General features: G+C 61.7%; 17 protein-coding genes. 9 read left to right on the top strand and 8 right to left on the bottom strand.

Going from position 1 to position 23298, the window contains the following annotated elements:
- Window positions 1-253: 253 nt before the first annotated feature.
- A complete protein-coding gene (locus KHO33_RS23445) occupies window positions 254-1354 on the top strand; it encodes an acyltransferase family protein (protein ID WP_200565496.1) in 1101 nt (366 codons plus the stop codon).
- Window positions 1355-1464: 110 nt separating this feature from the next.
- Here the strand turns inward: KHO33_RS23445 and folD are convergent, their stop codons facing one another.
- From folD to fixL, 5 genes are all read right to left on the bottom strand, one after another.
- Window positions 1465-2331 (bottom strand): bifunctional methylenetetrahydrofolate dehydrogenase/methenyltetrahydrofolate cyclohydrolase FolD, encoded by an 867-nt coding sequence (gene folD / locus KHO33_RS23440; RefSeq protein ID WP_200565497.1) that lies wholly within the window; start codon window positions 2329-2331, stop codon window positions 1465-1467.
- A 243-nt stretch (window positions 2332-2574) separates the two neighbouring features.
- Window positions 2575-3516, bottom strand: coding sequence for a DUF2950 domain-containing protein (locus KHO33_RS23435; protein ID WP_054038004.1), 942 nt, complete (start codon window positions 3514-3516; stop codon window positions 2575-2577).
- A gap of 20 nt (window positions 3517-3536) precedes the next feature.
- A complete protein-coding gene (locus KHO33_RS23430; protein ID WP_200565498.1) occupies window positions 3537-4862 on the bottom strand; it encodes a DUF3300 domain-containing protein in 1326 nt (441 codons plus the stop codon).
- Between the two features lie 530 nt (window positions 4863-5392).
- On the bottom strand, window positions 5393-6037 hold the full coding sequence (fixJ, locus tag KHO33_RS23425) for an oxygen response regulator transcription factor FixJ (RefSeq protein WP_054038008.1): 645 nt from the start codon (window positions 6035-6037) through the stop codon (window positions 5393-5395).
- Window positions 6034-8550, bottom strand: coding sequence for an oxygen sensor histidine kinase FixL (fixL, locus tag KHO33_RS23420; RefSeq protein WP_054038009.1), 2517 nt, complete (start codon window positions 8548-8550; stop codon window positions 6034-6036). The genes fixJ and fixL overlap by 4 nt, the downstream gene beginning before the upstream one ends.
- Window positions 8551-8825: 275 nt before the next feature.
- Between fixL and aceE the strand changes: the two genes are divergently transcribed.
- From aceE to lpdA, 3 genes are all read left to right on the top strand, one after another.
- Complete coding sequence (aceE, locus tag KHO33_RS23415) at window positions 8826-11522, top strand: pyruvate dehydrogenase (acetyl-transferring), homodimeric type (RefSeq protein ID WP_200565499.1); 2697 nt, start codon at window positions 8826-8828, stop codon at window positions 11520-11522.
- A gap of 86 nt (window positions 11523-11608) precedes the next feature.
- Complete coding sequence (aceF, locus tag KHO33_RS23410) at window positions 11609-13255, top strand: dihydrolipoyllysine-residue acetyltransferase (protein ID WP_200565500.1); 1647 nt, start codon at window positions 11609-11611, stop codon at window positions 13253-13255.
- Between the two features lie 273 nt (window positions 13256-13528).
- Complete coding sequence (gene lpdA, locus KHO33_RS23405; protein ID WP_200565501.1) at window positions 13529-15310, top strand: dihydrolipoyl dehydrogenase; 1782 nt, start codon at window positions 13529-13531, stop codon at window positions 15308-15310.
- Between the two features lie 321 nt (window positions 15311-15631).
- On the opposite strand, the gene KHO33_RS23400 is transcribed toward lpdA, so the two are convergent.
- Window positions 15632-16204 carry a phasin family protein gene (locus KHO33_RS23400; protein ID WP_054038013.1) on the bottom strand — a complete coding sequence of 191 codons (573 nt, stop codon included), beginning with the start codon at window positions 16202-16204 and terminating at the stop codon, window positions 15632-15634.
- A gap of 787 nt (window positions 16205-16991) precedes the next feature.
- Between KHO33_RS23400 and pbpG the strand changes: the two genes are divergently transcribed.
- Window positions 16992-18176 (top strand): D-alanyl-D-alanine endopeptidase, encoded by a 1185-nt coding sequence (pbpG, locus tag KHO33_RS23395; RefSeq protein ID WP_200565502.1) that lies wholly within the window; start codon window positions 16992-16994, stop codon window positions 18174-18176.
- A gap of 104 nt (window positions 18177-18280) precedes the next feature.
- Here the strand turns inward: pbpG and KHO33_RS23390 are convergent, their stop codons facing one another.
- Complete coding sequence (locus KHO33_RS23390; RefSeq protein ID WP_200565503.1) at window positions 18281-19087, bottom strand: IclR family transcriptional regulator; 807 nt, start codon at window positions 19085-19087, stop codon at window positions 18281-18283.
- 180 nt (window positions 19088-19267) lie between these two features.
- On the opposite strand from KHO33_RS23390, the gene KHO33_RS23385 reads away from it, so the two are divergent.
- Together KHO33_RS23385 and KHO33_RS23380 are read left to right on the top strand one after the other, a co-directional pair.
- Complete coding sequence (locus KHO33_RS23385; RefSeq protein WP_054038014.1) at window positions 19268-19990, top strand: (Fe-S)-binding protein; 723 nt, start codon at window positions 19268-19270, stop codon at window positions 19988-19990.
- Window positions 19991-20121: 131 nt separating this feature from the next.
- A complete protein-coding gene (locus KHO33_RS23380) occupies window positions 20122-21537 on the top strand; it encodes a lactate utilization protein B (protein WP_200565504.1) in 1416 nt (471 codons plus the stop codon).
- A 57-nt stretch (window positions 21538-21594) separates the two neighbouring features.
- Here KHO33_RS23380 and KHO33_RS23375 read toward each other — a convergent pair whose 3' ends face one another.
- Entirely contained in the window at window positions 21595-22158 is a 564-nt protein-coding gene (locus tag KHO33_RS23375) for a hypothetical protein (RefSeq protein WP_200565505.1), read from the bottom strand.
- Between the two features lie 269 nt (window positions 22159-22427).
- Here KHO33_RS23375 and KHO33_RS23370 point away from each other — a divergent pair, with 269 nt between their 5' ends.
- The gene (locus tag KHO33_RS23370; protein WP_093633558.1) at window positions 22428-22667 is read left to right on the top strand and encodes a hypothetical protein; all 240 of its coding nucleotides are present in this window, start codon (window positions 22428-22430) and stop codon (window positions 22665-22667) included.
- Between the two features lie 112 nt (window positions 22668-22779).
- Window positions 22780-23277 (top strand): low molecular weight protein-tyrosine-phosphatase, encoded by a 498-nt coding sequence (locus KHO33_RS23365; protein WP_200565506.1) that lies wholly within the window; start codon window positions 22780-22782, stop codon window positions 23275-23277.
- The last annotated feature ends 21 nt before the right edge of the window (window positions 23278-23298 follow it).

Raw genomic sequence — 23298 nt, 5'->3', positions numbered from 1 at the left:
TGGACATTATTGGGGCAGGGCGCGCCGATTCCAATCCGTCGGTAGACAAATTATCAGATGTCACGTGACTGTGCCCGGAGGAGCGGATGGCGAATGCGGTTCAGGCGATGGCAATGCGCCAGCGGGTTGCCGCCGCCAGAACCGCTCCAGCTGTGCCGCGGCGCTCTGTGCGAAAGCGAACGGTGCAAATTGCTGCCGTGCCGCATTCTGGCGCGTCGGCACCCGTTAGTGACGCTTTCTTTAAGAGGTATCGATGAACCCGCTTTCGCACGCTCTATCGCGCAACGGCAACAACTTCGATCTCGTGCGGCTCCTTGCCGCCATCGCCGTGGTGTATGGCCATTCGTATCTGCTGCAGGCACCCGACGGCACCACGGATTGGGTCCAGAACGCGCTCGGTTTCGACGGTTTCTGCGCACTCGGCGTCTATGCATTTTTTCTGCTAAGCGGCATGCTGGTGACCGCCAGTTTCGACCGGCAACGGTCGGTGCCCCGTTTTGCCGTGTTGCGCATCGCGCGCCTGTGGCCAGCGGTGGCGGGCGGCTCGCTGGTGACGGTGTTCATCGTCGGGCCGCTGCTGACGACACTGCCGCTGCGCGATTATTTCGCCTCCGGCATGACGTGGGCCAACCTCGACAACTTTTCCACCATCGTGCTGAAAACCGGCTGGGCGCTGCCTGGTGTATTCGAGCACAACCGCTTTCCCGTCGACGTCTGCGCGTCGCTGTGGACGTTGCCGCTCGAAGTGCGCTGCTATCTGATCGTGATGGTGACCGGCATGCTGGGGTTGCTGTCCAGCGCGCGGGGCGCGGCGCTGGCGGCGGCGCTCGGGTGCGTCGCGTTCGTTTTGCGCGTGCATCTGCCGCATCTGGAGATCGGCCTGCGTGATTTCAGCGAAACGCCCAGCGGCTATTCGTTCTGGCCGGAGCCGTTTTTCATGCTTGGGATGCTGCTGTATGGCTGGCGCGAAAGGATCGACATCAACGGCCTGACCGCGCTCGCGCTGGTGATGGTGTTTCTGGTGTTCCGCGACACGGCCGGCGCTCAACCGCTTTTCTATCTGGCTTTTGTTTACGGCGTGCTATGGGTGGGCGCGACGCCGCTCTTGCGGCGCTTCGTGCCGCGCCACGATTACTCGTATGGGATTTATCTGTACGGTTTTATGGTGCAGCAATGCGTCGCGAATATCGCGCCGCAGTTGAGCCATGTGACGGCGGTGCTGATCGCCGCGCCGTTCATCCTGCTGTGCGCGGCGCTGTCGTGGCACTTTGTGGAGCAACCGGTGCTGAAGTGGTGCCGCGGGCGTCTTGCGCGCCGGTCAACGGCGCTTGGCGCTGAGATAGCGACGCGGTGAGTGTCCTGTTTTGCGCCGGCCGGTGTCTGCAACCGGCGCTTACTACCCTGGTTTGACGCTGGAGTCCAAAGGTTTGCATGCCGGCGAAATCATCTCACCGGCATGAGCCCTCAGCTTTGCGCCTTCGCCGCCGCTTCGCGCTCGGCGGCTTCGATCGTATTAACCAGCAGCATCGTGATGGTCATCGGACCGACGCCGCCCGGCACCGGCGTGATGTAGCCGGCCACTTCCTTGACACCCGCGAAATCGACGTCGCCGCACAGCTTGCCGGCTTCGTCGCGATTCATGCCGACGTCGATCACGGCCGCACCCGGTTTCACCATGTCTGCCGTGAGAATGTTGCGCAGGCCCGTGGCGGCGACCACCACGTCGGCGTTGCGGGTGTGGGCAGCCAGATCGCGCGTCTTGCTATGGCAGATCGTCACGGTGGCGCCCGCTTCGAGCAGCAGCAGCGCCATCGGCTTGCCGACGATGTTCGAGCGGCCGATCACCACCGCGTTCGCGCCTTGCAGCGGAATCTCGTAGGCCGCCAGCATTTTCATCACGCCGTACGGCGTGCACGGACGGAACAGCGGGCGGCCGGTCATTAGCGCGCCGGCATTGGCGACGTGAAAACCGTCGACGTCCTTTTCCGGGGCGATCGCCTCGATCACCTTGTGGCTGTCGATATGCGGCGGCAGCGGCAGTTGCACCAGAATGCCGTGGATGCGCGGATCGCGGTTCAGTTCATCGATGCGCGCCAGCAGCTCGGCTTCCGGCAGATCGGCCGGATAGCGGTCGAACGACGAACCGAGGCCGTTGTCATGGCACGCCTTGACCTTGTTGCGCACATAGACTTCGCTGGCTGGATTGTCGCCGACCAGCACCACGGCGAGGCCCGGCTGATGGCCGCGGGCGGTGAGGGCGGCTGCGCGCGTGGCGACGTCGGCGCGCAGGGACTTGGAAAGGGCTAGGCCGTCGATCAGTTTGGCTGTCATGGTCGGTCGAGAAGGGCGGTTTGGAAAGCGGAGCAGGGCGCAGACGCGCGTACGCGGCACGTGCGATGGCGCTTTTCACCGGAAACGGGTCGGCACATGAAAAGCGCGCGGCGCGAATCAGGGATAAGCAGCGCTGCAAAGTCCGTCATTATACCGGCCCGGCATGCCATGCCATGTGCGGATTCCGGGCGAGCGGGCGCGCCGGAATCCGCGATGCCTCCAACCGTCGAGCGACTTTTCCCGCTACTCCTGCACGGCCTGCCAGCTATCGTCCGGGTCGAACGATTTAATGGCGGCCGCGGCACGCGCGGATTGCGGCCCCAGGTTCTTCTGATAGACCTGACCGTCCTGATTGACGATAAAGCTCATCACGCCGGTCTTGCCGTACTCGGCCGGCGAGGCGATCAGTCCGAACCCTTTGGTCAGCACGCCGTTCTCGACGTAGTTCTGCGCGCCCCCCTTCGCGTGCGCACCTTGCGCCGTCAGGATCCGGTAGTGATAGCCGTGGTAGGCCTCTTTCGGCAGGGTGCCGTTGGGCATGGTGGCGGCGAGCGGTCCGAGCGGGCTTTCCGTTTCGCCGGGCGCCGTCGCCCAATACAGGCCATCATGCTGGCCCTGCGTACTGACGAAGCGCTGTGCATAGTGCTGGGTCAGGTTGTGATAGTCGTTCTGCGCGTCGAGATAGGCGAGCGAGGTCAGGATCGCCGCGTGTTCGTTGCGGCCGATGCGGCGCGTCAGCATCTCGTCCTGCGCGGCGGGCGGATCGAAGCGCCAACCCTTGCCAGCCTGCACGAGCGGAATCGGCAAGGTCCAGCCGCTGTCGCCGACCGCCAGATGCGCGGTTGCGCGACCCTTGCTCTTCGCTGGATCTTCGATGATCTGATGCCCCTTCGACCATGCGCCGAGGAACTGGTAGATGTCGTCCTCGCCGATTCCTTCGGAAGGAATGTAGCGATGAAAATCGTTGCCGAGTACGTGTTTGAGCGCGCCTTCGTCGTTGCGGGACAAGGCGTCGACGAACGCATTGGCAGCGTCGTCGGCAGTGGGATAGACCGCCTGCGCGTGTGCGGCGGTCGTGCCGAGCAGAAGTACCGGCGCCATCAGCAGGGTGCCGGTCGTGCCGAGGGCGACGGCGAGTGTCAGAACGTGGGCGCGCAAGGCGCCGCGTGGGAATAAGCGAATCATCAGAGACTCCTCTTGATCGTTCAACGGTTGCGGCCGAGGTGGCGCTCACCGCCGCCGCCACCGCCCAGTCTGCCGCCACCACCACCGCCGCCGAAGTTGCCACCACCGCCGCCGCGCTGGACGCCGCCGCCGTTTGCACCGAGACCACCGCCTGTACGTTGCTGGCCGCCGCCGTTGGCGCCGAGGCCGCTGCCGGAACGGTTCGCGGCTGCGTTGCGGCTTGCCTCGCCGCGTTGCGTGTCCTGCCGCGCGGCATTGCCGTCGCCGGCGCCGCGTAACGCGTTATCGCGATTGGCGTTCTGCGCGCGGTTCTGCAAATCGGCGTTCTGCGTGCCGCCCTGATGAATCCCTTGCACGCGCTGGCTCGCATTGCCGCTCAGGTTCTGGCCGGTGCGGTTCTGCAAGGTCTGCTGCGCCTGGGCACGAGCGGCGTCGTCACGTCCGCGATAGGCATCGTGCTGCGCACTGCCGAGGTTGTTGTTGACGTTGCGGTTGATGTTCGCGTTGTTGACGTTGCGATTGACGTTGGTATTGCGGTTCCAGTTCGTCGTGCTGCTATTCACGTTGAGCCGGTTGTTCACATTGATGTTGTTGTAGTGGTTCACGTTGATGTTGACGTCGTGCGTGTTCCAGTTGAAGCCACCCCACAGCGAATTGGCAACCGCGACACCGGCGCCGAACGCGAGGCCGGCCGCCAGGCCGCTTGCGATTGCATAACCGGGCGGCGGCGGGACATACACGGGTGGGTAGGCGGGATAGGGCCATGTCCCGTAGACGACAGTCGGGTTATATGTCGGCACGTAGACCACTTGTGGATTGGCCGGCACGATCTGAATCGTGCTTTGCTCGACTACGACCTTCTGCTGTGAACTCGTTTTCAGATTGCCCGCCGCTTGAGCCTGTTTGCGCAGGTGTTGCACGGAGTCCATCACGTCGTTTGGCTGGGCCAGAAAGGCGTTGCCGAGTTGCGAGACCCAATCGGGTTTCGACGCCATGGTCGCGAGGACCTGCGGGAAGGCGACGAGTGACTGCACGCTCGGGTCCCAGGGTTCGGACGCGACCGCTTTGACGGCGTCGTCGCCTTGCAATTTCGAGTTTGCCTTCGACCATGCGGCCGCGGCCTGTACGTCTTGTGGGAAGGTGGCGGCCATCAGCACCTGCGCGAGCAGTGCGTCGGGATAGAGCGCGATGGGTGCGGTTAGCGAATCGAGTTGCTGGTTCGACAGCTTCGCGGCGCTTTGCGCGTAAGCCGCGCTCGGCACGGCCAGACCGACGAAGAGTGGTGCGCCCGCAAGTGCGGCGCAAACAAGCAACACACGCGAACGGTGTGTTCCGGATCGTTTCACGATGAAATCCTCCCGGTTGCGTTAGACGCGCGAGGTCGATGCGCAGCGCATGCTGCGTTGATTCGGCGCGATGGAATGGAGAAGGCAGCGAATAACGCGAGTAAAGGTCGGCTCAGCTTTGCCTGAACCGTTCGATATGACTGATGCCTCAGCAAGACGGCCGAACCGCTTTAACTGATTTTCACCACATGGCGACGCCACATACGACAACGACAGCACATTAGTCCTGCGTTCATCGGGCATCAAAGATTCCTGCTGAGGAGTTCTTTGTAAATTAAGGGGCGCAGTCAACCTTGTCAATCTTGTCGGAGGAAAGAAGTTATTGCTGCGCAGCGTAAGCGTTTGCTGAGTAATGCGTAATGATTAGCCGATGAGGGTGCCGTGCGGATGCGCACGCGTCGAGCCATGCCGCGCGTCGCTGTTGCGAAGCGGGGAAAGGGAAGGCAGGGGAATGGAACAAGCCGGACTTTTCGACAGTCCGGCCGTTGAAACGCAATAGCGAGCCGCGGGCCGCGCCGCGGTCGTTATGTTTACTGCGCCGTTTGCGGCTTGTTCGACAGCGCCAGTCGCAGCAGATCGGCGACCGTGTTGACGTTGAGCTTTTCCATGATGTTCGCGCGGTGCGCTTCAACCGTCTTGATGCTGATGCCGAGGTCGTCGGCGATCTGCTTGTTCAGGCGGCCGGCGATGATGCGCTCGAGCACCTGGTGTTCGCGCGCGGTCAGCTTGCCGAGTCGTTCTGCCGCAGCGCGTTGCTGCTGCACGCTGGTGCTTTCGCTGCGCGCCTTGTCGAGCATGCGCTCGACCAGCTTGCGCAGTTCGGCTTCGTCGAACGGTTTTTCGATGAAGTCCATGGCGCCTTTTTTCATCGTCGACACAGCCATCGGCACATCGCCGTGGCCCGTCACGAAGATGATCGGCAACGACGCGTTGTCGGCGATCAGGCGTTCCTGCAACTCGAGCCCGCTCATGCCGGACATCCGCACATCGAGAATCAGACACGCGATCTGGCCCGGATGCGTATGCGGCTGCCATGCGTCGATAAACTGCTCGGCGCTAGAGAAGCATTGCACGCGGTAGCCGTTCGCCTCCAGCAGCCAGCGCAGCGAATCTCGCACGGCCTCGTCGTCGTCGACAACAAATACCGTTTCCTGTGTGGTGACTGGGCTGTTCATATCTCTCCCGTAACGGTTTGTGGTTTCGGCGCCTCTGACCCGCCGTTGCTCGGGCCGTCAGGCTCTCCAATGGGCAGACTGCAATGGAACGTGGCGCCTGTGATGTGGCCGTCAGATTCGACGTTGTTGACCACCCACAGACGGCCGCGGTGCGATTCGATAATCGAACGGCAAATATTCAGCCCCATGCCCATACCATCGGACTTGGTGCTGTAAAACGGTTCAAACAGACGCTCGGCTGTCGCTTCGTCGACACCCGGTCCCTGGTCGACGACGCTGATGCAGACAAACCCGCTTTCCAGTCGCACGACGACGCGAATCACCGGGTCGACCGCATTCGGGCGCGCATCGTGCATGGCCTCGACGCCGTTCTTCAGCAGGTTCACCAGCACCTGCTCGATCAGCACGGGGTCGACGTAAATCACCGGCAGGCGCGAGCGCAGATCGGTCACGATGCGAATCTTGCGCTTGCGCGCTTCGAGTTCTGCGAGACCCACGGCATCGGCGACGATATCGGCCACGCGCGTGGCCTGGCGTTTCGGCTCGCTGCGTTTCACGAACTCCCGAATGCGCTTGATGATCATGCCAGCCCGCACCGCCTGTTGGGCAGTTTTCTCGAGCACAGGCAGAAGATTGTCAGGCGTCGTCCGACCGGATTTAACCAGTGCCACGGTTCCAGAGCAATAGTTATTGATCGCGGCGAGCGGCTGATTCAGTTCGTGCGCGAGCGAGGAGGCCATTTCACCCATCGTCATCAGGCGGCTAGTGAACTGCAGCTTCTCGTCCTGCTGACGCGAGAGTTCCTGAGCCTGCTTGCGGGTGGTGATGTCGGTTGCGATCTGCATTTGCGCGAGGTGGCCGTCCACCCACTGGATGTACTGGCGGCGCACTTCGAACCACTTCTGAATGCTTTGCACGTAGACTTCCTGCGCGTCGGCAGTGCTTTCGGTCAACGCGGCAGCCGGCAGACCCGCGTACGCATCCACCATATCGATCGAATCGGACGACGCCTGTGCGCTATCGAACCCGCCGCCCGCCAATTCCAGATGGCCGTCCGGGCGAATGCCGAAGAGATGGCGGTAGTAGCGGTTAGCGAACAGTAGCTCGGCTTCGTCGGCGGCCAGCACGGAAACGGCGGCGTCGAGACTTTCGAGCACGGTTGTGAAGCGCTCGTGCGCGGCGGCGAGCTCCTCGCGCGCGCGCTTCGGTTCGGTGATGTCGGTCATCGACGACATCCAGCCGGTCTGACGACCCGAGCTGTCGATCAGCGGCGACACATAGAGGCGCGCATGGAAGAGCGATCCGTCCTTGCGGCGCACCCGCAATTCGAAGCCTGAAGAGGGGGCTTTGCCGCGCAGCGTCATGTCGAGCTGACGTTGCATTTCAGGGTAGGCGTCGCGCGGCCAGTAAGCGAACGGCGCGTTCTTGCCGACCAGATCGCTTTCGTCCCAACCAGTCATGCGGCAAAAGGCCGGATTGACGTGAGTGATGCGGCCGTGCATGTCGAGCACGCGCATACCGATCAGCACCGAGTTTTCCATTGCGCGCCGGAAGAACGCTTCGGCGTAGAGCGCCTGCTGCGCCTCGAAACGTTGCCGCGTGTGCTTCCACAAGCTCCACAGACTCCACAACACGAAGCACGACAGGCCGGCCACCAGCCAGACCAGCGTGTTGTTGGTGAAGTTGGTCATCTGCGGGAACGCGTAGACGCGTACCGAGACGCCCTGGCCCGGCGGGTCGAGCGGCAGATCGTAGAACATGTCGCGCGGCAGGCGCGGGCGGGTCGACGTGGTGGTCAACTCGCGGTTGTTCACGTCGATGATCGAGATTTTGTATTTGGCCGACAACTCGGGCGGAATGTCGTGCTTCAGGATGCCTTCCACCGAGAACACGGCGGCGATCGTGCCGAGGAAGTCACGGTCGCGGTAGACCGGCGTCTGCAGCGTGATGTAGCCGTTGCCGAGGTCGTCGTAGATCAGCGGTGAGTACACCTGCCGGCGCGTATTGCGCGCCTCGTTGAAGGCGGCTTTGACGGCTTCGTCCATCTGCGCGTCGTTCGGCTTGGCGAGACGCTGGCCGAACACGGGGAGTGCGGTATTGGGCCAGCGCGGTTGCTGCAGGCTCGTGTACCAGTTCATGTAGAGGATCTCGGGATGCCCCTGCATGATGTCCGTGGTGGACACCTGGAATGAATGCGGATCGGCGTGGCCGGCGACGAGATCGCGGGCGAGAGCCTGAATCTGTTCCTGCGCGCCCGTCATGGACAGGCGGATCTGCTGCTGCGCCCATGCGACATTGCGATAAAGCGTGTCTTCCTGCTGCTGCTGTTCGCGCCGGTTCAGGCTCCACAGAATCAGGCTCATGACGACCAGGAAAACCAGGATCGACAGCAGCGGCGTGAGCAAATAGGAGTTCGACCACCACGGTCCGTGGTGCCAGCGGGAGGACGGCGTCGAATCCGCCGGCGAACCAGCGGTGCGCGCCGAGCGAGCGAAAAGCCGTTCGGTCAACATGCGTGGCATTGTAGCGCAGCGAGTCACTAGCAAATGGCGCAAAAAAGCGCTGAAAGAACCGTTATTCGGCGCAAACTAGCCGACGTATCGGTCGATCGGCAGTCAAATCAGGTTGCGCCGCAACAATTTTCCGCATTATGAGAATCGATCTCGTGATTCGAAATTTTTGTTGCGCAGACGTCGGGACCCCTTTTACAATCGGCCGAAGCTGCCGCGGCCGTGCTTCGTCCGCGTCGTCTGTTCAAAGAGCGTTCCTCTATATCCAGGAGACGAGCATGTCCGCTGTACCCGACGAAGTCATGAAATATGTCGCTGCCGAAAAAGACGACGATCCCCAGGAAACCGGCGAATGGCTGGAAGCGCTGGATGGCGTGATTTCTGCTGTGGGCCCCGATCGCGCTCACTACCTGATCGAGAAACAGATCGAATTCGCCCGTGTACACGGCGAACATCTCCCGTTCTCTGCAAACACCCCCTACATCAATACGATTCCCGTGTCGCGTCAGGCGCCGATTCCCGGCGACCAGGACCTCGAACACAGGATTCGCTCGTACACGCGCTGGAACGCCATCGCCATGGTGCTGCGCGCGGGCAAGGACACGAACGTCGGCGGTCACATCGCTTCGTTCGCGTCGGCTGCCACGCTGTACGACGTCGGCTACAACCACTTCTGGCATGCACCGTCGGCTGAACATGGCGGCGACCTCGTGTTCGTGCAGGGCCATTCGTCGCCGGGTGTCTACTCGCGCGCGTTCCTGCTCGGCCGTCTGACCGAGAACCAGCTCGACAACTTCCGTCAGGAAGTGGGCGGCGAGGGCATCTCGTCGTACCCGCACCCGTGGCTGATGCCGGACTTCTGGCAATTCCCGACCGTCTCGATGGGCCTCGGCCCGATCATGGCGATCTATCAGGCGCGCTTCATGAAGTACCTGCAGGCGCGCGGCATTGCGAAGACCGAAGGCCGCAAGGTCTGGGCCTTCCTCGGCGACGGCGAAACGGATGAACCGGAATCGCTCGGCGCAATCGGCATGGCCGGTCGCGAACGCCTCGACAACCTCGTGTTCGTGATCAACTGCAACCTGCAGCGCCTCGATGGTCCGGTGCGCGGTAACGGCAAGATCATCCAGGAACTCGAAAGCGAATTCCGCGGCGCCGGCTGGAACGTCATCAAGGTCGTCTGGGGCAGCCGCTGGGATGCGCTGTTCCAACGCGACAAATCGGGCGCGCTGATGCGCCGGATGATGGAAGTCGTCGACGGCGAATATCAGACGTACAAGTCGGAGTCGGGCGCGTATGTTCGCGAACACTTCTTCAATACGCCTGAACTGAAGGCGCTGGTTGCCGAGTGGTCCGATGAAGACATCTGGAACCTGAACCGCGGCGGTCATGATCCGCACAAGATCTACGCAGCGTTCTCGGAAGCCTCGAACTCGCAGGGCCAGCCGACCGTCATCCTCGCGAAGACGATCAAGGGCTACGGCATGGGCGAAGCCGGCCAGGCGATGAACATCACCCACCAGCAGAAGAAGCTGCACGTCGATCAGCTGAAGAAATTCCGCGATCAGTTCCGTCTGCCGATCCCCGACGAAGACCTCGTCAACGTGCCGTACCTCAAGTTCGAAGAAGGTTCGAAGGAACTCGAGTACATGCGCGCTCGCCGTCAGGACCTCGGCGGCTATCTGCCGGCGCGTCGTCAGAAGGCCGAGTCGCTGCCGGTGCCGGCGCTCGACGCATTCGAGCCGCTGCTGAAGGGCACGGGCGAAGGCCGCGAGATCTCCACGACGATGGCATTCGTGCGGATCCTGAACATCCTGCTGAAAGACAAGGCGCTCGGTAAGCGCATCGTGCCGATCGTGCCGGACGAGTCGCGTACCTTCGGCATGGAAGGCCTGTTCCGCCAGATCGGTATCTGGAATCAGGAAGGCCAGAAGTACGTGCCGGAAGATTCCGACCAGCTGATGTTCTACCGCGAATCGGAAACCGGCCAGATCCTGCAGGAAGGGATCAACGAAGCCGGCGGTATGTGTGACTGGATCGCAGCCGCGACGTCGTACTCGACGCACGGCGAGATCATGATCCCGTTCTACATCTTCTACTCGATGTTCGGCTTCCAGCGTATCGGCGATCTGGCATGGGCGGCGGGCGACATGCGTTCGCGCGGCTTCCTGCTGGGCGGTACGGCTGGCCGCACGACGCTGAACGGCGAAGGTCTGCAGCACGAAGACGGCCACTCGCTGCTGTGGGCGGCCTCGGTGCCGAACTGCATCAGCTACGACCCGACGTTCGGTTACGAACTCGCGGTCATCATGCAGGACGGTCTGCGTCGCATGGTTGCTGACCAGGAAGACGTGTACTACTACATCACGGTGATGAACGAAAACTACGAGCACCCGGCGATTCCGCAGGGCGATGCTGTAGCGGCCGACATCATCAAGGGTATGTACGCGTTCCGGAAGGCCGATGCTGATAAGAAAGCACCGCGCGTTCAGCTGATGGGCGCAGGCACGATCTTCAACGAAGTGATCGCCGCTGCTGATCTGCTGAAGAACGACTGGGGCGTCGCTGCCGACCTGTGGAGCGTGCCGAGTTTCACCGAACTGGCTCGCGAAGGTCACGAAGTGCAGCGCTGGAACCTGCTGCACCCGACGGAAGAGAAGAAGCTCTCGCACGTCGAGAAGCTGCTGAAGGACGCACAAGGTCCGGTCATCGCTTCGACCGACTACGTGCGCGCGCTGACCGAGCAGATCCGCGCGTTCGTGCCGCAGAAGTTCGTCGTGCTGGGCACGGATGGCTACGGCCGTTCGGACACGCGTGAAAAGCTGCGTCACTTCTTCGAAGTCGACCGCTACTGGGTCACGGTTGCCGCGTTGAATGCACTGGCAGATGAAGGCACGATCGAACGCAAGGTCGTCGCCGAGGCGCTCAAGAAGTACAACCTTGATCCCGCCAAACCCAACCCGATGACCGTCTAAGGCATCATTCCCCGTGTGCCACGGCGTGCGCGCCTGCTCCTGATCGACAGGAGCGGGCGGCGTGCGCGGCCCAGGAGACACTAACAATGAGTCAAGCGATCGAAGTCAAGGTGCCGGACATCGGCGATTACAAGGACATTCCTGTGATCGAGGTGCTGGTGAAGGCGGGTGACACCGTCGAGAAAGAGCAATCGCTCGTTACGCTGGAGTCCGACAAGGCGACCATGGACGTGCCGAGCTCGGCTGCCGGCGTCGTCAAGGAAGTGAAGGTCAAGGTTGGCGACAACGTGTCGGAAGGCTCGCTGATCGTCGTGCTGGAAGGCGCGGGCGCTGCCGCACCGACTCCGGCGCCTGCTGCTGCCCCGGCTCCTGCAGCAGCCCCGGCTGCTACGCCTGCCCCCGCTGCTGCCGGCGGTGGTCTGCAGGAAGTCAAAGTGCCGGATATCGGCGACTACAAAGACATTCCCGTGATCGAAGTCTCGGTGAAGGTCGGCGATCGCGTCGAGAAAGAGCAGTCGCTGGTGACGCTCGAATCCGACAAGGCGACCATGGACGTGCCGAGCTCGGCCGCCGGCGTCGTCAAGGAACTGAAGGTCAAGGTCGGCGATACCGTGTCGGAAGGCTCGGTCATCGTCGTGCTGGAAGCGGATGGCGCGGCTGCGCCGGCTGCGGCCGCCGCACCTGCGGCGAAGCAGGAAGCCCTCGAGAAGCCGTCGGACGCACCGGTTGCTCCTTCGCCCGCTCCGGCTTCACCGTCTGCGCTTGCCCAAGCGCCGCTGATTCAGGCTGGTGAGGGTGGTGCTCGCCGCGCGAGCCACGCTTCGCCGTCCGTGCGCAAGTTCGCGCGCGAACTCGGTGTCGACGTGACGCAGGTGCAGGGCACGGGTCCGAAGGGCCGTATTACACAAGCGGACGTGACCGGCTTCATCAAGGGTGTGATGACGGGGCAACGCGCTGCACCGGCAGGCGCTGCTGCGCCGGCTGCTGCGGGTGGCGGCGAATTGAATCTGCTGCCGTGGCCGAAGGTCGACTTCACCAAGTTCGGCCCGGTCGATCCGAAGCCGTTGTCGCGCATCAAGAAGATCTCGGGCGCGAACCTGCATCGCAACTGGGTCATGATTCCGCACGTCACGAATAACGACGAAGCGGACATCACCGATCTCGAAGCGCTGCGCGTGCAGTTGAACAAGGAAAACGAAAAGGCCGGCGTGAAGTTCACGATGCTGGCGTTCGTGATCAAGGCGGTGGTTGCTGCCTTGAAGCAGTTCCCGACGTTCAATGCGAGCCTCGACGGCGACAACCTGGTGTTCAAGCAGTACTACCACATTGGGTTTGCTGCCGATACGCCGAATGGCCTGGTCGTTCCGGTGATTCGCGATGCGGACAAGAAGGGTTTGATCGACATCGCGAAGGAAATGACCGAGTTGTCGAAGGCCGCGCGTGACGGCAAGCTGAAGCCGGATCAGATGCAAGGCGGCTGCTTCTCGATTTCTTCGCTGGGTGGTATTGGCGGGACTAACTTCACGCCGATTATCAATGCGCCGGAAGTCGCCATTCTCGGCTTGTCGCGTGGCGCGATGAAGCCGGTTTGGGATGGCAAGCAGTTTGTGCCGCGTCTGATTCTGCCGCTGTCGTTGTCGTATGACCATCGGGTGATTGATGGTGCTGCGGCGGCGCGGTTCAATGCGTATCTGGGTGCGATTCTTGCCGATTTTCGGCGTGTGATTCTTTGATGTGGTGATGGCGTTGCGCGGGGCGCGGGTTTTGTTTGTTTTTTCTGTTTATCCGCGTCTCTCTGTAGAACCTGCTTTCTTAGTGGTCTATTAGCGTTGCCCCTGTGCGGGGCGGCACCTACTTTTCTTTGTCTTCCAAAGAAAAGTAGGCAAAAGAAAGGCGCGTCCTTGGGCGGACAGCAAAGGATGTTGCTGTTCGCCGCGCTGCCTGCTTTTAGGCCCTTTTTTTTCTGGTTCTTCGTCTCATCACGATCAATAAGAGAAGGGGACACTATGAGTCTCGTCGAAGTAAAAGTGCCGGATATCGGTGACTTCAAGGACGTCGATGTCGTCGAAGTCAATATCAAACCGGGTGATGTCATCGAGAACGAGCAGGCGCTGATGACGCTCGAGTCCGATAAGGCCTCCATCGAAGTGCCGAGCGATACCGCCGGCACGGTCAAGGAAGTACGCATCAAGGCCGGCGACAAAGTCTCGCAAGGCACGGTCATCGCGCTAGTCGAAACGTCCGCAGACGCAGCACCGGCCAAGACGCCTGAGAAAGCGCCCGCTCCGGCAGCAGCGCCTGCACCGGCGCCTGCGCCTGCGTCCAAAGCGGCAGCGGCAGCGCCCGCGCCGCAAGCCGGTAGCTTCTCCGGCAGCGCCAATATCGAGTGCGACATGCTCGTGCTTGGTTCGGGTCCCGGCGGTTATTCGGCTGCGTTTCGTTCGGCCGATCTCGGCATGAAGACGGTGCTCGTCGAACGTTATTCCACGCTCGGCGGCGTCTGTCTGAACGTCGGCTGTATCCCGTCGAAGGCGCTGCTGCACACGGCGCTCGTTATCGATGAAGCGGAAGCGCTCGGCTCGCATGGCATCACGTTCGGCAAGCCGCAAATCGATCTCGACAAGCTGCGCGACTTCAAGTCGGGCGTCGTCAAGAAGCTCACCGGCGGTCTCGCCGGCATGGCCAAGATGCGCAAGGTCGAAGTCGTGACGGGCACCGGCTCGTTCGTCGATCCGTATCACATGGAAGTCGTGACGGACGCTGGCAAGAAGGTCGTCAAGTTCAAGCAGGCCATCATCGCCGCAGGCTCGGAAGCGGTGAAGCTGCCGTTCATTCCGGAAGATCCGCGGGTGGTCGATTCGACCGGTGCGCTGGAGTTGCGTCAGATTCCGCAACGCATGCTGGTGATCGGCGGCGGCATCATCGGTCTGGAAATGGCGACGGTCTATGCCACGCTCGGCGCGCAAATCGATGTGGTCGAAATGCTCGACGGCCTGATGGCCGGCGCGGATCGCGATCTGGTCAAGGTCTGGGAAAAGTACAACAGCAAGCGTTTTGCCAACGTCATGCTGAAGACCAAAACCACCGCAGCGGAAGCAAAAGACGACGGTATCTACGTGTCGTTCGAAGGCGAAAAGGCCCCGGCCGAAGCGCAACGCTATGACCTCGTGCTGGTCGCCGTCGGCCGCACGCCGAACGGCAAGAAGATCGGCGCGGACAAGGCAGGCGTGGCTGTGACGGATCGCGGGTTCATCGACGTCGACAAGCAGATGCGCACCAACGTGCCGCATATCTTCGCGATCGGCGATATCGTCGGTCAGCCGATGCTCGCGCACAAAGCCGTGCATGAAGCTCACGTCGCCGCTGAAGTGGCTCATGGCGAGAAGGCGTACTTCGATGCACTGCAGATTCCGTCGGTAGCCTATACCGATCCGGAAGTGGCGTGGGCCGGCAAGACGGAAGATCAGCTGAAGGCCGAAGGCGTCAAGTACGGCAAGGCGGTGTTCCCGTGGGCCGCTTCGGGCCGCGCCATCGCCAACGGCCGCGACGAAGGCTTCACCAAGCTGCTGTTCGACGAAGAAACGCATCGCGTGATCGGCGGCGGGATTGTCGGTTTGAACGCCGGCGACCTGATCAGCGAAGTGTGTCTCGCGGTCGAGATGGGTGCGGATGCAACGGATATCGGTAAGACGATTCACCCGCACCCGACGCTCGGCGAATCGATCGGTATGGCTGCCGAGTTGTACGAAGGCGTCTGCACCGACTTGCCGCCGCAGAAAAAGAAGTAATGCTGCCGAACCCGCCTGCATGCAGGCGGGTTCGAACGAAGAAGCAGACGGAAAAAAACGGCGCGCCCCGCAAAGGGCGCGCCGTTTTTTATGCAGCAAGCAGCGTAGAGCGTTTGGCAACATGCGCCGCGCATATCAGGCAGCGGGAAAAAAAATCCCGGCCTTTCGCCGGGCAAACGATACGCTATTCAACGTATCGGAGCGTTCGGCCAGATGAAACCGTGTGAGCGGCAACGGCACGACGCAGTTGCTTGCATGTTGTTGCTGCAATCGCGCCGGCCCTGCCGTGAGGCGGGGCCGGCGTGATGTGCGGCTTGAAACTTAGACTGCCTTCTTTGCCGAGCGCGATGCTTGTGCAGCGGCTTGCGATGCTGCCTTCGATGCGGCCGTTGCGGCTGCATTGAAGTTGCTTTCAGCGATTTCGACAGCTTGCTTGGTTGCCTTGTGGACCGTTTCGTACGTGGTGTTGGCGGCGGTGATTGCCGACTTCAGCACGGCGACAGCGGTTTCCGAACCGGCCGGGGCATTCTTCGCAACGTTTTCGACGAGCGACTGGACCTTGCGGTTTTGCTCTTCGAATTGGGCTTCTGCGACGCGGGTGAACTCACCTTGCGTTGCCGAAACGATCTCATATACGTGACGGCCGTACGACAGCGCCTTTTCAGCCACCGGCTGTGCGAGGCTAGCTTGCAGTGCCAGCAGTTCCTGCGCGTCCTTTACCGACAGGGCGCGTTGGGCATTTTCCTGGCTTTCCGCGAGCGTCGATTTCACGACTTGCAGGTTCAGTTCAACCAGCTTTTCGACGCCTTCAAATGCTTTGGTCGTCAGGCCGAACAGCGTTTCAAAGTTGGCTTTCTGGGCTGCAGCGAATTGCTCAGGGGTCAGCAGAGTCATGGTTTACGCTCCTGGATCGCGGTCTGTCTGTGCGGACCGCATTGGGTTGGTGGCGAGACGCTCTCAGATCGTCTCCCCGGACCGCGATGTTTTGTGCATCGCAGCAATGGTTCCCATTTTAGGATGGTGTTAACGAATGTCAAGTGTTTTTTGTGCGTCGCACAATGTTAAGAAATTGCTGACAAAACAATACGTTATGCGGCGAGCATGACGTTCGGTTGACGCAGGTCGATTTGCCTGTCGCACCGCGCTGGTGCAGGATAAATCCGCATTTGTTACCGATTTCAGGAGCGATTTTGACCGCGAGATGAGGTGCGGCGCGGGTAGCAGGGCAAATCGGCGTTTGACAAAAAACCTGTCGATTGCCCATCCCTGTGTAAACCAGAAAGTGTCACGGAACGTTAATGCTCTATGCCGGTCGAATGCGCGTTGGCGGTCTCCAGCAGGTGTTTAACAGCCTGCAGCAGCATCCGCTCGACGTTCCGATGTTCCGGCGCGCCGGCAAGGCTTTGCATGCCTGCGCTCTGACCGTATTTCCCCTGATCAAGGTTGTCTCGAAATTGCCGTTATGCTGAAAGAATCGGCTCGATTCCGGCATTAGGCGGCAAAGGCGAGGCGAAGCGCGTTGGCGATCGTTTTTTTCGATCGAAACGCGGCACTTATTTGTGTTTTTGCGATCGGAGCTTACAAGCCGGTTTAAGGAGCGCGTATAAGTGCTTCAAATTGCTAATTTTTCGTTGTTTTACTACACTTGCGGAAACCTCTCGCCGCTCCCTACTGAACACCCATGAAAACCGACATGTTTTCGTCGCTAAAAGTGATCCACGGCGCGGCTCGCAGCACCGCTCTGTCGGTGGCCGTCTCCATGGTCATCGCAGCGGCGTTCGCCACGCCTGTCAGCACTTTTGCCGCCACGCCCGCCGCCACGGCAAAAACCTCCAAACACGCGAAAGCGGCCAAAAAGCCTGCCGCGGCCTCCGCCGACAAAGTGTCGAGCAAGAAGGCCGCCAAAGGCGCCGCTGCGAACGTGGCCGCTGCCGCCGGTGACGACGCGCCGCGCACGAGCGTCAAGCGCAAGCGTGTGACCTATTCGTCGAACGGCCGTCATCACTCGGTGATGCGCCGCGTCGCGTACGAACCGCGTCCGCCTAGCGTTGGCCAGGCTTTCGGTCTGCATGACACGCCGGACGCGCTGATGCTGCGTTCAAGCGTTGCCTACGTGATCGATCAGAACACCGGTGAATCGCTGTTCGACAAGAATTCGCGCGCCGTGGTGCCGATCGCGTCGATCACCAAGCTGATGACCGCGATGGTCGTGCTCGATTCGAAAGAGCCGATGACCGATCAGATCGAAGTCACCGACGAAGACCGCGACTACGAGAAGAACACCGGCTCGCGTCTGTCGGTGGGCTCGGTACTGTCGCGTGAAGACATGCTGCACATCGCGCTGATGGCTTCGGAAAACCGCGCGGCCGCGGCGATGTCGCGTTATTTTCCGGGCGGGCGTCCGGCGTTCCTCGCGGCAATGAACGCGAAGGCCAAGCAACTCGGCATGACCGACACGCACTTTGAAAACCCCACGGGTTTGACGAGCCAGAATGTTTCGAGCGCGCGCGACCTCGTGAAGATGGTCAATGCGGCGTATCAGTATCCGATGATCCGCAAGTTCTCGACCGATCACAGCTACGAGGTGTACACGGGCAAGCGTTCGCTGGCATACAACAGCACGAATGCATTGGTGCGTAATCCGACGTGGGACATCGGTCTGCAAAAGACCGGGTTCATCAACGAAGCGGGCGAGTGCCTCGTGATGCAGGCGACCATTCACGGTCGTCCGATGATCATCGTGCTGCTCGACTCGTCGGGTAAGTACTCGCGCTTTGCGGACGCGACGCGTCTACGTACGTGGCTCGATAATGGTGGCGATCAGCCGCGCATTACCAGCGCGGATGCTGGCGGCGCGGGCACCTGAAGCACGCCAGCATGGTCAAGCGGCTGGTTTTCGAACCGGCCAGAAAAAAAGCCTCGCGGATGCGAGGCTTTTTTATTGCATCGGAAGACGCGCCGGTCACCCGCTTAGGCGTGCTGGGGATGCGTATGCTCGTGCGGCGTCTGAGGGCGATAACCAAGCGACGCGGAAATCAACAGCGCCGTTTGGCTGAGCTGCCCCAACCACGAATCCTGCAGGCGATCCGCCGGGGCCGACAGTGACAGGCCCGCAACCAGTTTGCCGGTGTCGTCGTAGATCCCCGCTGCGATGCAGCGCACACCCAACTCCAGTTCTTCGTTATCGCGCGCGCAGGCCTGCTGGCGCACGTGCGACAACTCACGTTCGAGTTTGGTCAGATCGGTAATGCTGTTCTGCGTGTGGCCGGACAGCCCGGTGCGCGTGGCGTAGGCCCGCACGCGGGTCGATTCGTCCGCGGCGAGGAAGAGCTTGCCCACCGAAGTCAGATGCAGCGGCGCCCGGCCGCCGATCGCCCGCACCACCTGCATGCCGGAGCGCTCGGAGTAGGCGCGTTCTATATAGACGATCTCGTCGCCCTGGCGTACTGACAGGTTTACAGTCTGGCCGGTTTGACGGTGCAGTTCGCGCATCGGCGTGAGCGCCGCGTCGCGTACTGACAGCCGCGCCTTCACCAGATTGCCCAGTTCGAGCAGGCGCATACCAAGGCGGTACGTGCCGGGATCCGACCGGTCGACCAGCCGGCACATCACCATGTCGTTCAGGATGCGGTGCGCGGTGGACGGGTGCAGCTCGGTGCGGATGGCGAGTTCTTTCAGGCTGACCGGGTCGCTATGCGCAGCGAGTGCATCGAGCAAGCGCATCATGCGTTCGATCACCTGGATCGAAGTTTTGGGATCCGGGTTCGTATCGCTCATGGGGAGGAATCGGTTGACGCGTCAAACAGCGGAAATTGATTGTATCCCGTATTGTGAAAAGATGGAAAGCAGTTGGAACGTCTATTCCAATTTAACGTGGCATTCGTCCTATGCCTTCCGGCCGTTGGTATTGTGCGGCAAACAGCGGATAATCAGGGACGTTTTCCCGGAGGAGGGCCCATGCGAGTCGGATTGTTCGTCACCTGCCTGATCGACCTGATGCGTCCGGAGATTGGTTTTTCGGTCATCAAGCTGATCGAAGGCGCCGGTTTCGAGGTGGTGGTGCCACCCGCGCAGACCTGTTGCGGGCAGCCCGCGTACAACTCGGGTGAGCGGCGCATCGCACGCGATCTAGCCGAGAAAACGCTGCGCGAATTCGAACAGTTCGACTATGTCGTGGTGCCGTCCGGTTCGTGCGGCGGCATGATCCGCGCGCATTACGGCGATCTGTTTGCCGACGATCCGGAGCTGATGAACCGCTTCGGACGGTTGCGCGCCAAAGTGTTCGAGTTGACTGATTTCCTTGTCAATGTGGCCAAGGTCCAATTGCAGCCCGGTGAGTTTGCGGGCCAGGTGACGTACCACGATTCCTGTTCGGGGCTGCGCGAACTGGGTGTCAAAACGCAGCCGCGGGCGCTGCTGGCGCAGGTGGGCGTGGCAGTGACTGAAATGAAGGATTGCGAGCACTGCTGCGGCTTCGGCGGCACCTTCGCGATCAAGTACGGCGATATCTCCACGGCAATCGTCGACGAGAAATGCGCGAATATCGGCGCGAGCGGCGCCGGCACGGTGGTGCTCGGCGACCTCGGCTGCATGCTCAATATCGAAGGCCGCTTGCGGCGCACCGGCGATACTGCCACACGTGTGCTGCACATCGCCCAGGTGCTGGCCGGCGACGCGTAACGATCGTCGCAACGCCCAAAGCGGGCGGTTGATTCGGTACACGCCATTTCGCGCGCGTCATTCGTTTATTTGATTCGCTCTTCGCTTGCGCATTTCATTCGCGCTTTCATCCGAATACGCTCAAGGCCGCCATGCAAGTTCAATCGATGCATTTCAAGGCCCGTGCGGGCCAGAAACTCGCCGACCAGCGTCTGCAGCAGAACCTGACCAAGCTGTCGACCAAGTTCGTGTCGGCCCGCGCCGCGGCCATGACCGCGATCGATTTCCCCGCCACCCGCGCCGCGCTGAAGGAGCGCCGCAATCGCGCGCTGGAAAATCTCGACGTGTGGCTCGAAACCTTCGAACGTGAAGCGAGCCGGCGCGGCGTCACGGTCCTGTTCGCCGAGACGACGCAGGAGGCCGCGCGCCTCGTCGGCAATATTGCGCGCCGGCACGAGGTGAAGAAGGTGATCAAGACCAAGTCGATGGTCACCGAGGAAATGCGTCTGAACGAAGTGCTCGGGCAGATGGGCGTGCAATCGATCGAAACTGATCTGGGCGAATACATTCTCCAGATCAACGACAACGAGCCGCCCAGCCACATCATCGCGCCGGTCGTCCATAAGGATAAGGACGAGATCGCCGACCTGTTCGCGAAAACGCACGGCCGGCCGCGTCTGACCGAGATCACCGACATGACCCGAGAAGCGCGCGAAATGCTGCGTCCGCACTTCATGACTGCGGACATGGGCGTGACCGGCGGCAACTTCGTGGTGGCGGAGACGGGCTCGGTCGTGCTGGTCACGAACGAGGGCAACGAGGGCATGTGCACGGTGATGCCACGCGTGCATGTGGCGGTGACCGGCATCGAAAAGGTGTTGCCCACGCTGGAAGATCTCGCGACGGCTATGCGTCTGCTGCCGCGCTCGGCGACTGGTCAGGCGACGTCCAACTATTTTTCGGTGCTGACCGGGCCGCGCGGCGCGGGCGACCAGGATGGTCCCGAGCATATGTACGTGGTGTTGGTCGACGGCGGGCGCACGGGGCTGATCGGCGGCGACTTCCAGGACATGCTGCGCTGTATCCGTTGCGGCGCGTGCATGAATCACTGCCCGGTGTATCAGAAGGTGGGCGGTCACGCTTACGGTTGGGTTTATCCGGGGCCGATGGGGTCGGTGCTGACGCCAAGCTACGTCGGGATAGACAAAGCGCTGGATCTGCCTCAGGCGGCGACTTTGTGCGGCGAGTGCAACAGCGTGTGTCCGGTCGGCATTCCGTTGTCCGATCTGCTGCGCAAGTTGCGCGAGAAGCAGGTCGAGCGGCATCTGCGGCCGTGGCGCGAGCGGGCAGGGCTCGCCGTGTGGGGTTTCCTCGCGCTGCACCCGGATGCTTATGCGCTCTTCACCAAGCTGGCAGTTCGCGTGCTGGAAAGAATGGGCGGGCGAAATCGTTCGATTGCCAGGTTGCCGCTGGGTGGAGCGGGCTGGACCAATACGCGCGATATGCCGGCGCCGGTCGGCCGCACCTTCAGAGAGTTGTATGCCGCTCAACGCAGCCATATTGGCTGAGTGAGCGGCACTGTTGTTGTAGTTCGCGGGGCTGGTCCTGCCCCCGTCGTTGCCGGATCAATGGTTTGTCATGTCTGGCTGGCGGGTGTAACCGCCTCTGGGCTGTGGATTCCCTCCATTGCCGCGTCCCCCGTTATTGCCTGCCTGCTGTGGCGGAGGGGGCGGCGGGCTGGCGGCGCCCGGCCGTGGCGCACTAGACCCACTCGGGCCTCTCGGTCCACCAACCGCACCTTGAGGCGGCGGCCCCCCATGTTGGCCGCCTCCGTTCGGCTGACCGCGCCAGCCGCCGTTGTCGCCCCGGTTTCCGTTGTTTCCATCGTTGCCGTTATTCGGCCGCCCCCGGTCCGGATAACCTGGGTAGCCCCGATACCCGGGCCCCGGCCCGTAATAGCGGCTCGGCCCGTCGTAGTAGCCGGGCCCCCAGTAATTGCTGTAGCCCATGTACACGTTGGTTTGCGGCACAACCGGCACGCCGGTGGCATAGCCGTCGTAACCGTCATAGCCGCTGTAACCGCCGCCGTAGCCGTTGCCGGCCATCGGCGTGCCGTCCGGGTAGACCGCGCAGCCGCCAAGCAATGCAGCAGCGAGCGTGAGGCCGGCGAGTGGAGCAATACGTTTCATTGGAAGGACCAGTGCGAAGATTTCATGTTTGTAAGACAGCTATTATCGCCAACCGTCGCGCCAGCTTTGTATGTGTTTGTAAGGATTTCTTTTTCATGCCATGACACAGGTCAGCGTCGCGCGTGGCAGACCAGTTAATGGACTGTTCCATCCAGCGCAACGCTGTATCTCGCGCCAGTAGGTTTTTCTCGATTGTAAATTCCTATAGCATTTCGACTGGGCATAGTGCGTCACGAGCTCACGAGCCCCTAATCGGAAGAAACCACATCATGAAAAAGACAATATCGGTGTACTGGCCCCTCGCCATCGTTGTGCCGCTTGCTGCGGCAGCCTATCTGCACATTTGTGGCGACGCGGCTTCGCGCGCCTCGCAGGCCCCGCTCGCCGCTGACCAACTGACCGCGGAACTGGCGCGCGCCGTGTCGTACGGCATGGTCGATAACACGACGACGTTGCCGGCCAAACCGATGCACGCCGTCACGGCAATGCCGGCGGCCGAAGCGTCTTAAGCGGCGTCCTAAGCGCGCGTAGCCTCCGGCGCGATCTGGTCGACCTTTGTATAATCGCGCCACCGTTTCCTAACTGCCGATCCGCGGGCGTTTAAGCGTCCGAAAGCCTCTGATGAAAACCGTGTCCGTCTGCTTTGTCTGCCTGGGGAACATCTGCCGTTCGCCGACTGCGGAAGGTGTGATGCGTCGTCTGGTCGACGAGGCGAAACTGGCGGAGCGCATTCTGATCGATTCAGCGGGCACGGGCGACTGGCACATCGGCCAACCGCCTGACGACCGCGCACAGCATGCGGCCGGGCGGCGGGGTTATGAGTTGGCCGCCTTGCGCGGCCGCCAGATCGCGATAGCCGACTTCGAGCGTTTCGATCTGCTGATCGCAATGGACGACAAAAACGTCGCCGCGCTGCGCCAGATCTGTCCGGCGGAGCAGCGCGACAAAATCCGTCTGCTGATGGAGTTCGTGCCTGAGACGGACGGCCGCTGGGGCGGCGCCCGCGAAGTCGTCGACCCTTATTTCGGCGGCGCCGAAGGGTTCGAACAGGTATTGGATCAATGCGAAGCAGCCTGCCGCGGACTGATCGCAGCGTTGCGCCCCCAATTGATCACGTAAGACTGGCGGGTCATCGCCGAG

The sequence above is a fragment of the Paraburkholderia nemoris genome, assembly GCF_905221015.1.
Classification (GTDB): Bacteria; Pseudomonadota; Gammaproteobacteria; order Burkholderiales; family Burkholderiaceae; genus Paraburkholderia; species Paraburkholderia nemoris.
This window is presented reverse-complemented; position numbering and strand designations above follow the sequence as displayed.

What these genes read in the sequence shown, in the direction of transcription:
- KHO33_RS23400 (WP_054038013.1), bottom strand. Translation starts at nt 16,204, where the DNA reads ATGACTCTGCTGACCCCTGAGCAATTCGCTGCAGCCCAGAAAGCCAAC.
- lpdA (WP_200565501.1), top strand. Translation starts at nt 13,529, where the DNA reads ATGAGTCTCGTCGAAGTAAAAGTGCCGGATATCGGTGACTTCAAGGAC.
- fixL (WP_054038009.1), bottom strand. Translation starts at nt 8,550, where the DNA reads ATGTTGACCGAACGGCTTTTCGCTCGCTCGGCGCGCACCGCTGGTTCG.
- fixJ (WP_054038008.1), bottom strand. Translation starts at nt 6,037, where the DNA reads ATGAACAGCCCAGTCACCACACAGGAAACGGTATTTGTTGTCGACGAC.
- KHO33_RS23375 (WP_200565505.1), bottom strand. Translation starts at nt 22,158, where the DNA reads ATGAAACGTATTGCTCCACTCGCCGGCCTCACGCTCGCTGCTGCATTG.
- KHO33_RS23380 (WP_200565504.1), top strand. Translation starts at nt 20,122, where the DNA reads ATGCAAGTTCAATCGATGCATTTCAAGGCCCGTGCGGGCCAGAAACTC.
- KHO33_RS23365 (WP_200565506.1), top strand. Translation starts at nt 22,780, where the DNA reads ATGAAAACCGTGTCCGTCTGCTTTGTCTGCCTGGGGAACATCTGCCGT.
- aceF (WP_200565500.1), top strand. Translation starts at nt 11,609, where the DNA reads ATGAGTCAAGCGATCGAAGTCAAGGTGCCGGACATCGGCGATTACAAG.
- KHO33_RS23435 (WP_054038004.1), bottom strand. Translation starts at nt 3,516, where the DNA reads ATGATTCGCTTATTCCCACGCGGCGCCTTGCGCGCCCACGTTCTGACA.
- KHO33_RS23390 (WP_200565503.1), bottom strand. Translation starts at nt 19,087, where the DNA reads ATGAGCGATACGAACCCGGATCCCAAAACTTCGATCCAGGTGATCGAA.
- KHO33_RS23385 (WP_054038014.1), top strand. Translation starts at nt 19,268, where the DNA reads ATGCGAGTCGGATTGTTCGTCACCTGCCTGATCGACCTGATGCGTCCG.
- KHO33_RS23445 (WP_200565496.1), top strand. Translation starts at nt 254, where the DNA reads ATGAACCCGCTTTCGCACGCTCTATCGCGCAACGGCAACAACTTCGAT.
- pbpG (WP_200565502.1), top strand. Translation starts at nt 16,992, where the DNA reads ATGAAAACCGACATGTTTTCGTCGCTAAAAGTGATCCACGGCGCGGCT.
- KHO33_RS23370 (WP_093633558.1), top strand. Translation starts at nt 22,428, where the DNA reads ATGAAAAAGACAATATCGGTGTACTGGCCCCTCGCCATCGTTGTGCCG.
- folD (WP_200565497.1), bottom strand. Translation starts at nt 2,331, where the DNA reads ATGACAGCCAAACTGATCGACGGCCTAGCCCTTTCCAAGTCCCTGCGC.
- aceE (WP_200565499.1), top strand. Translation starts at nt 8,826, where the DNA reads ATGTCCGCTGTACCCGACGAAGTCATGAAATATGTCGCTGCCGAAAAA.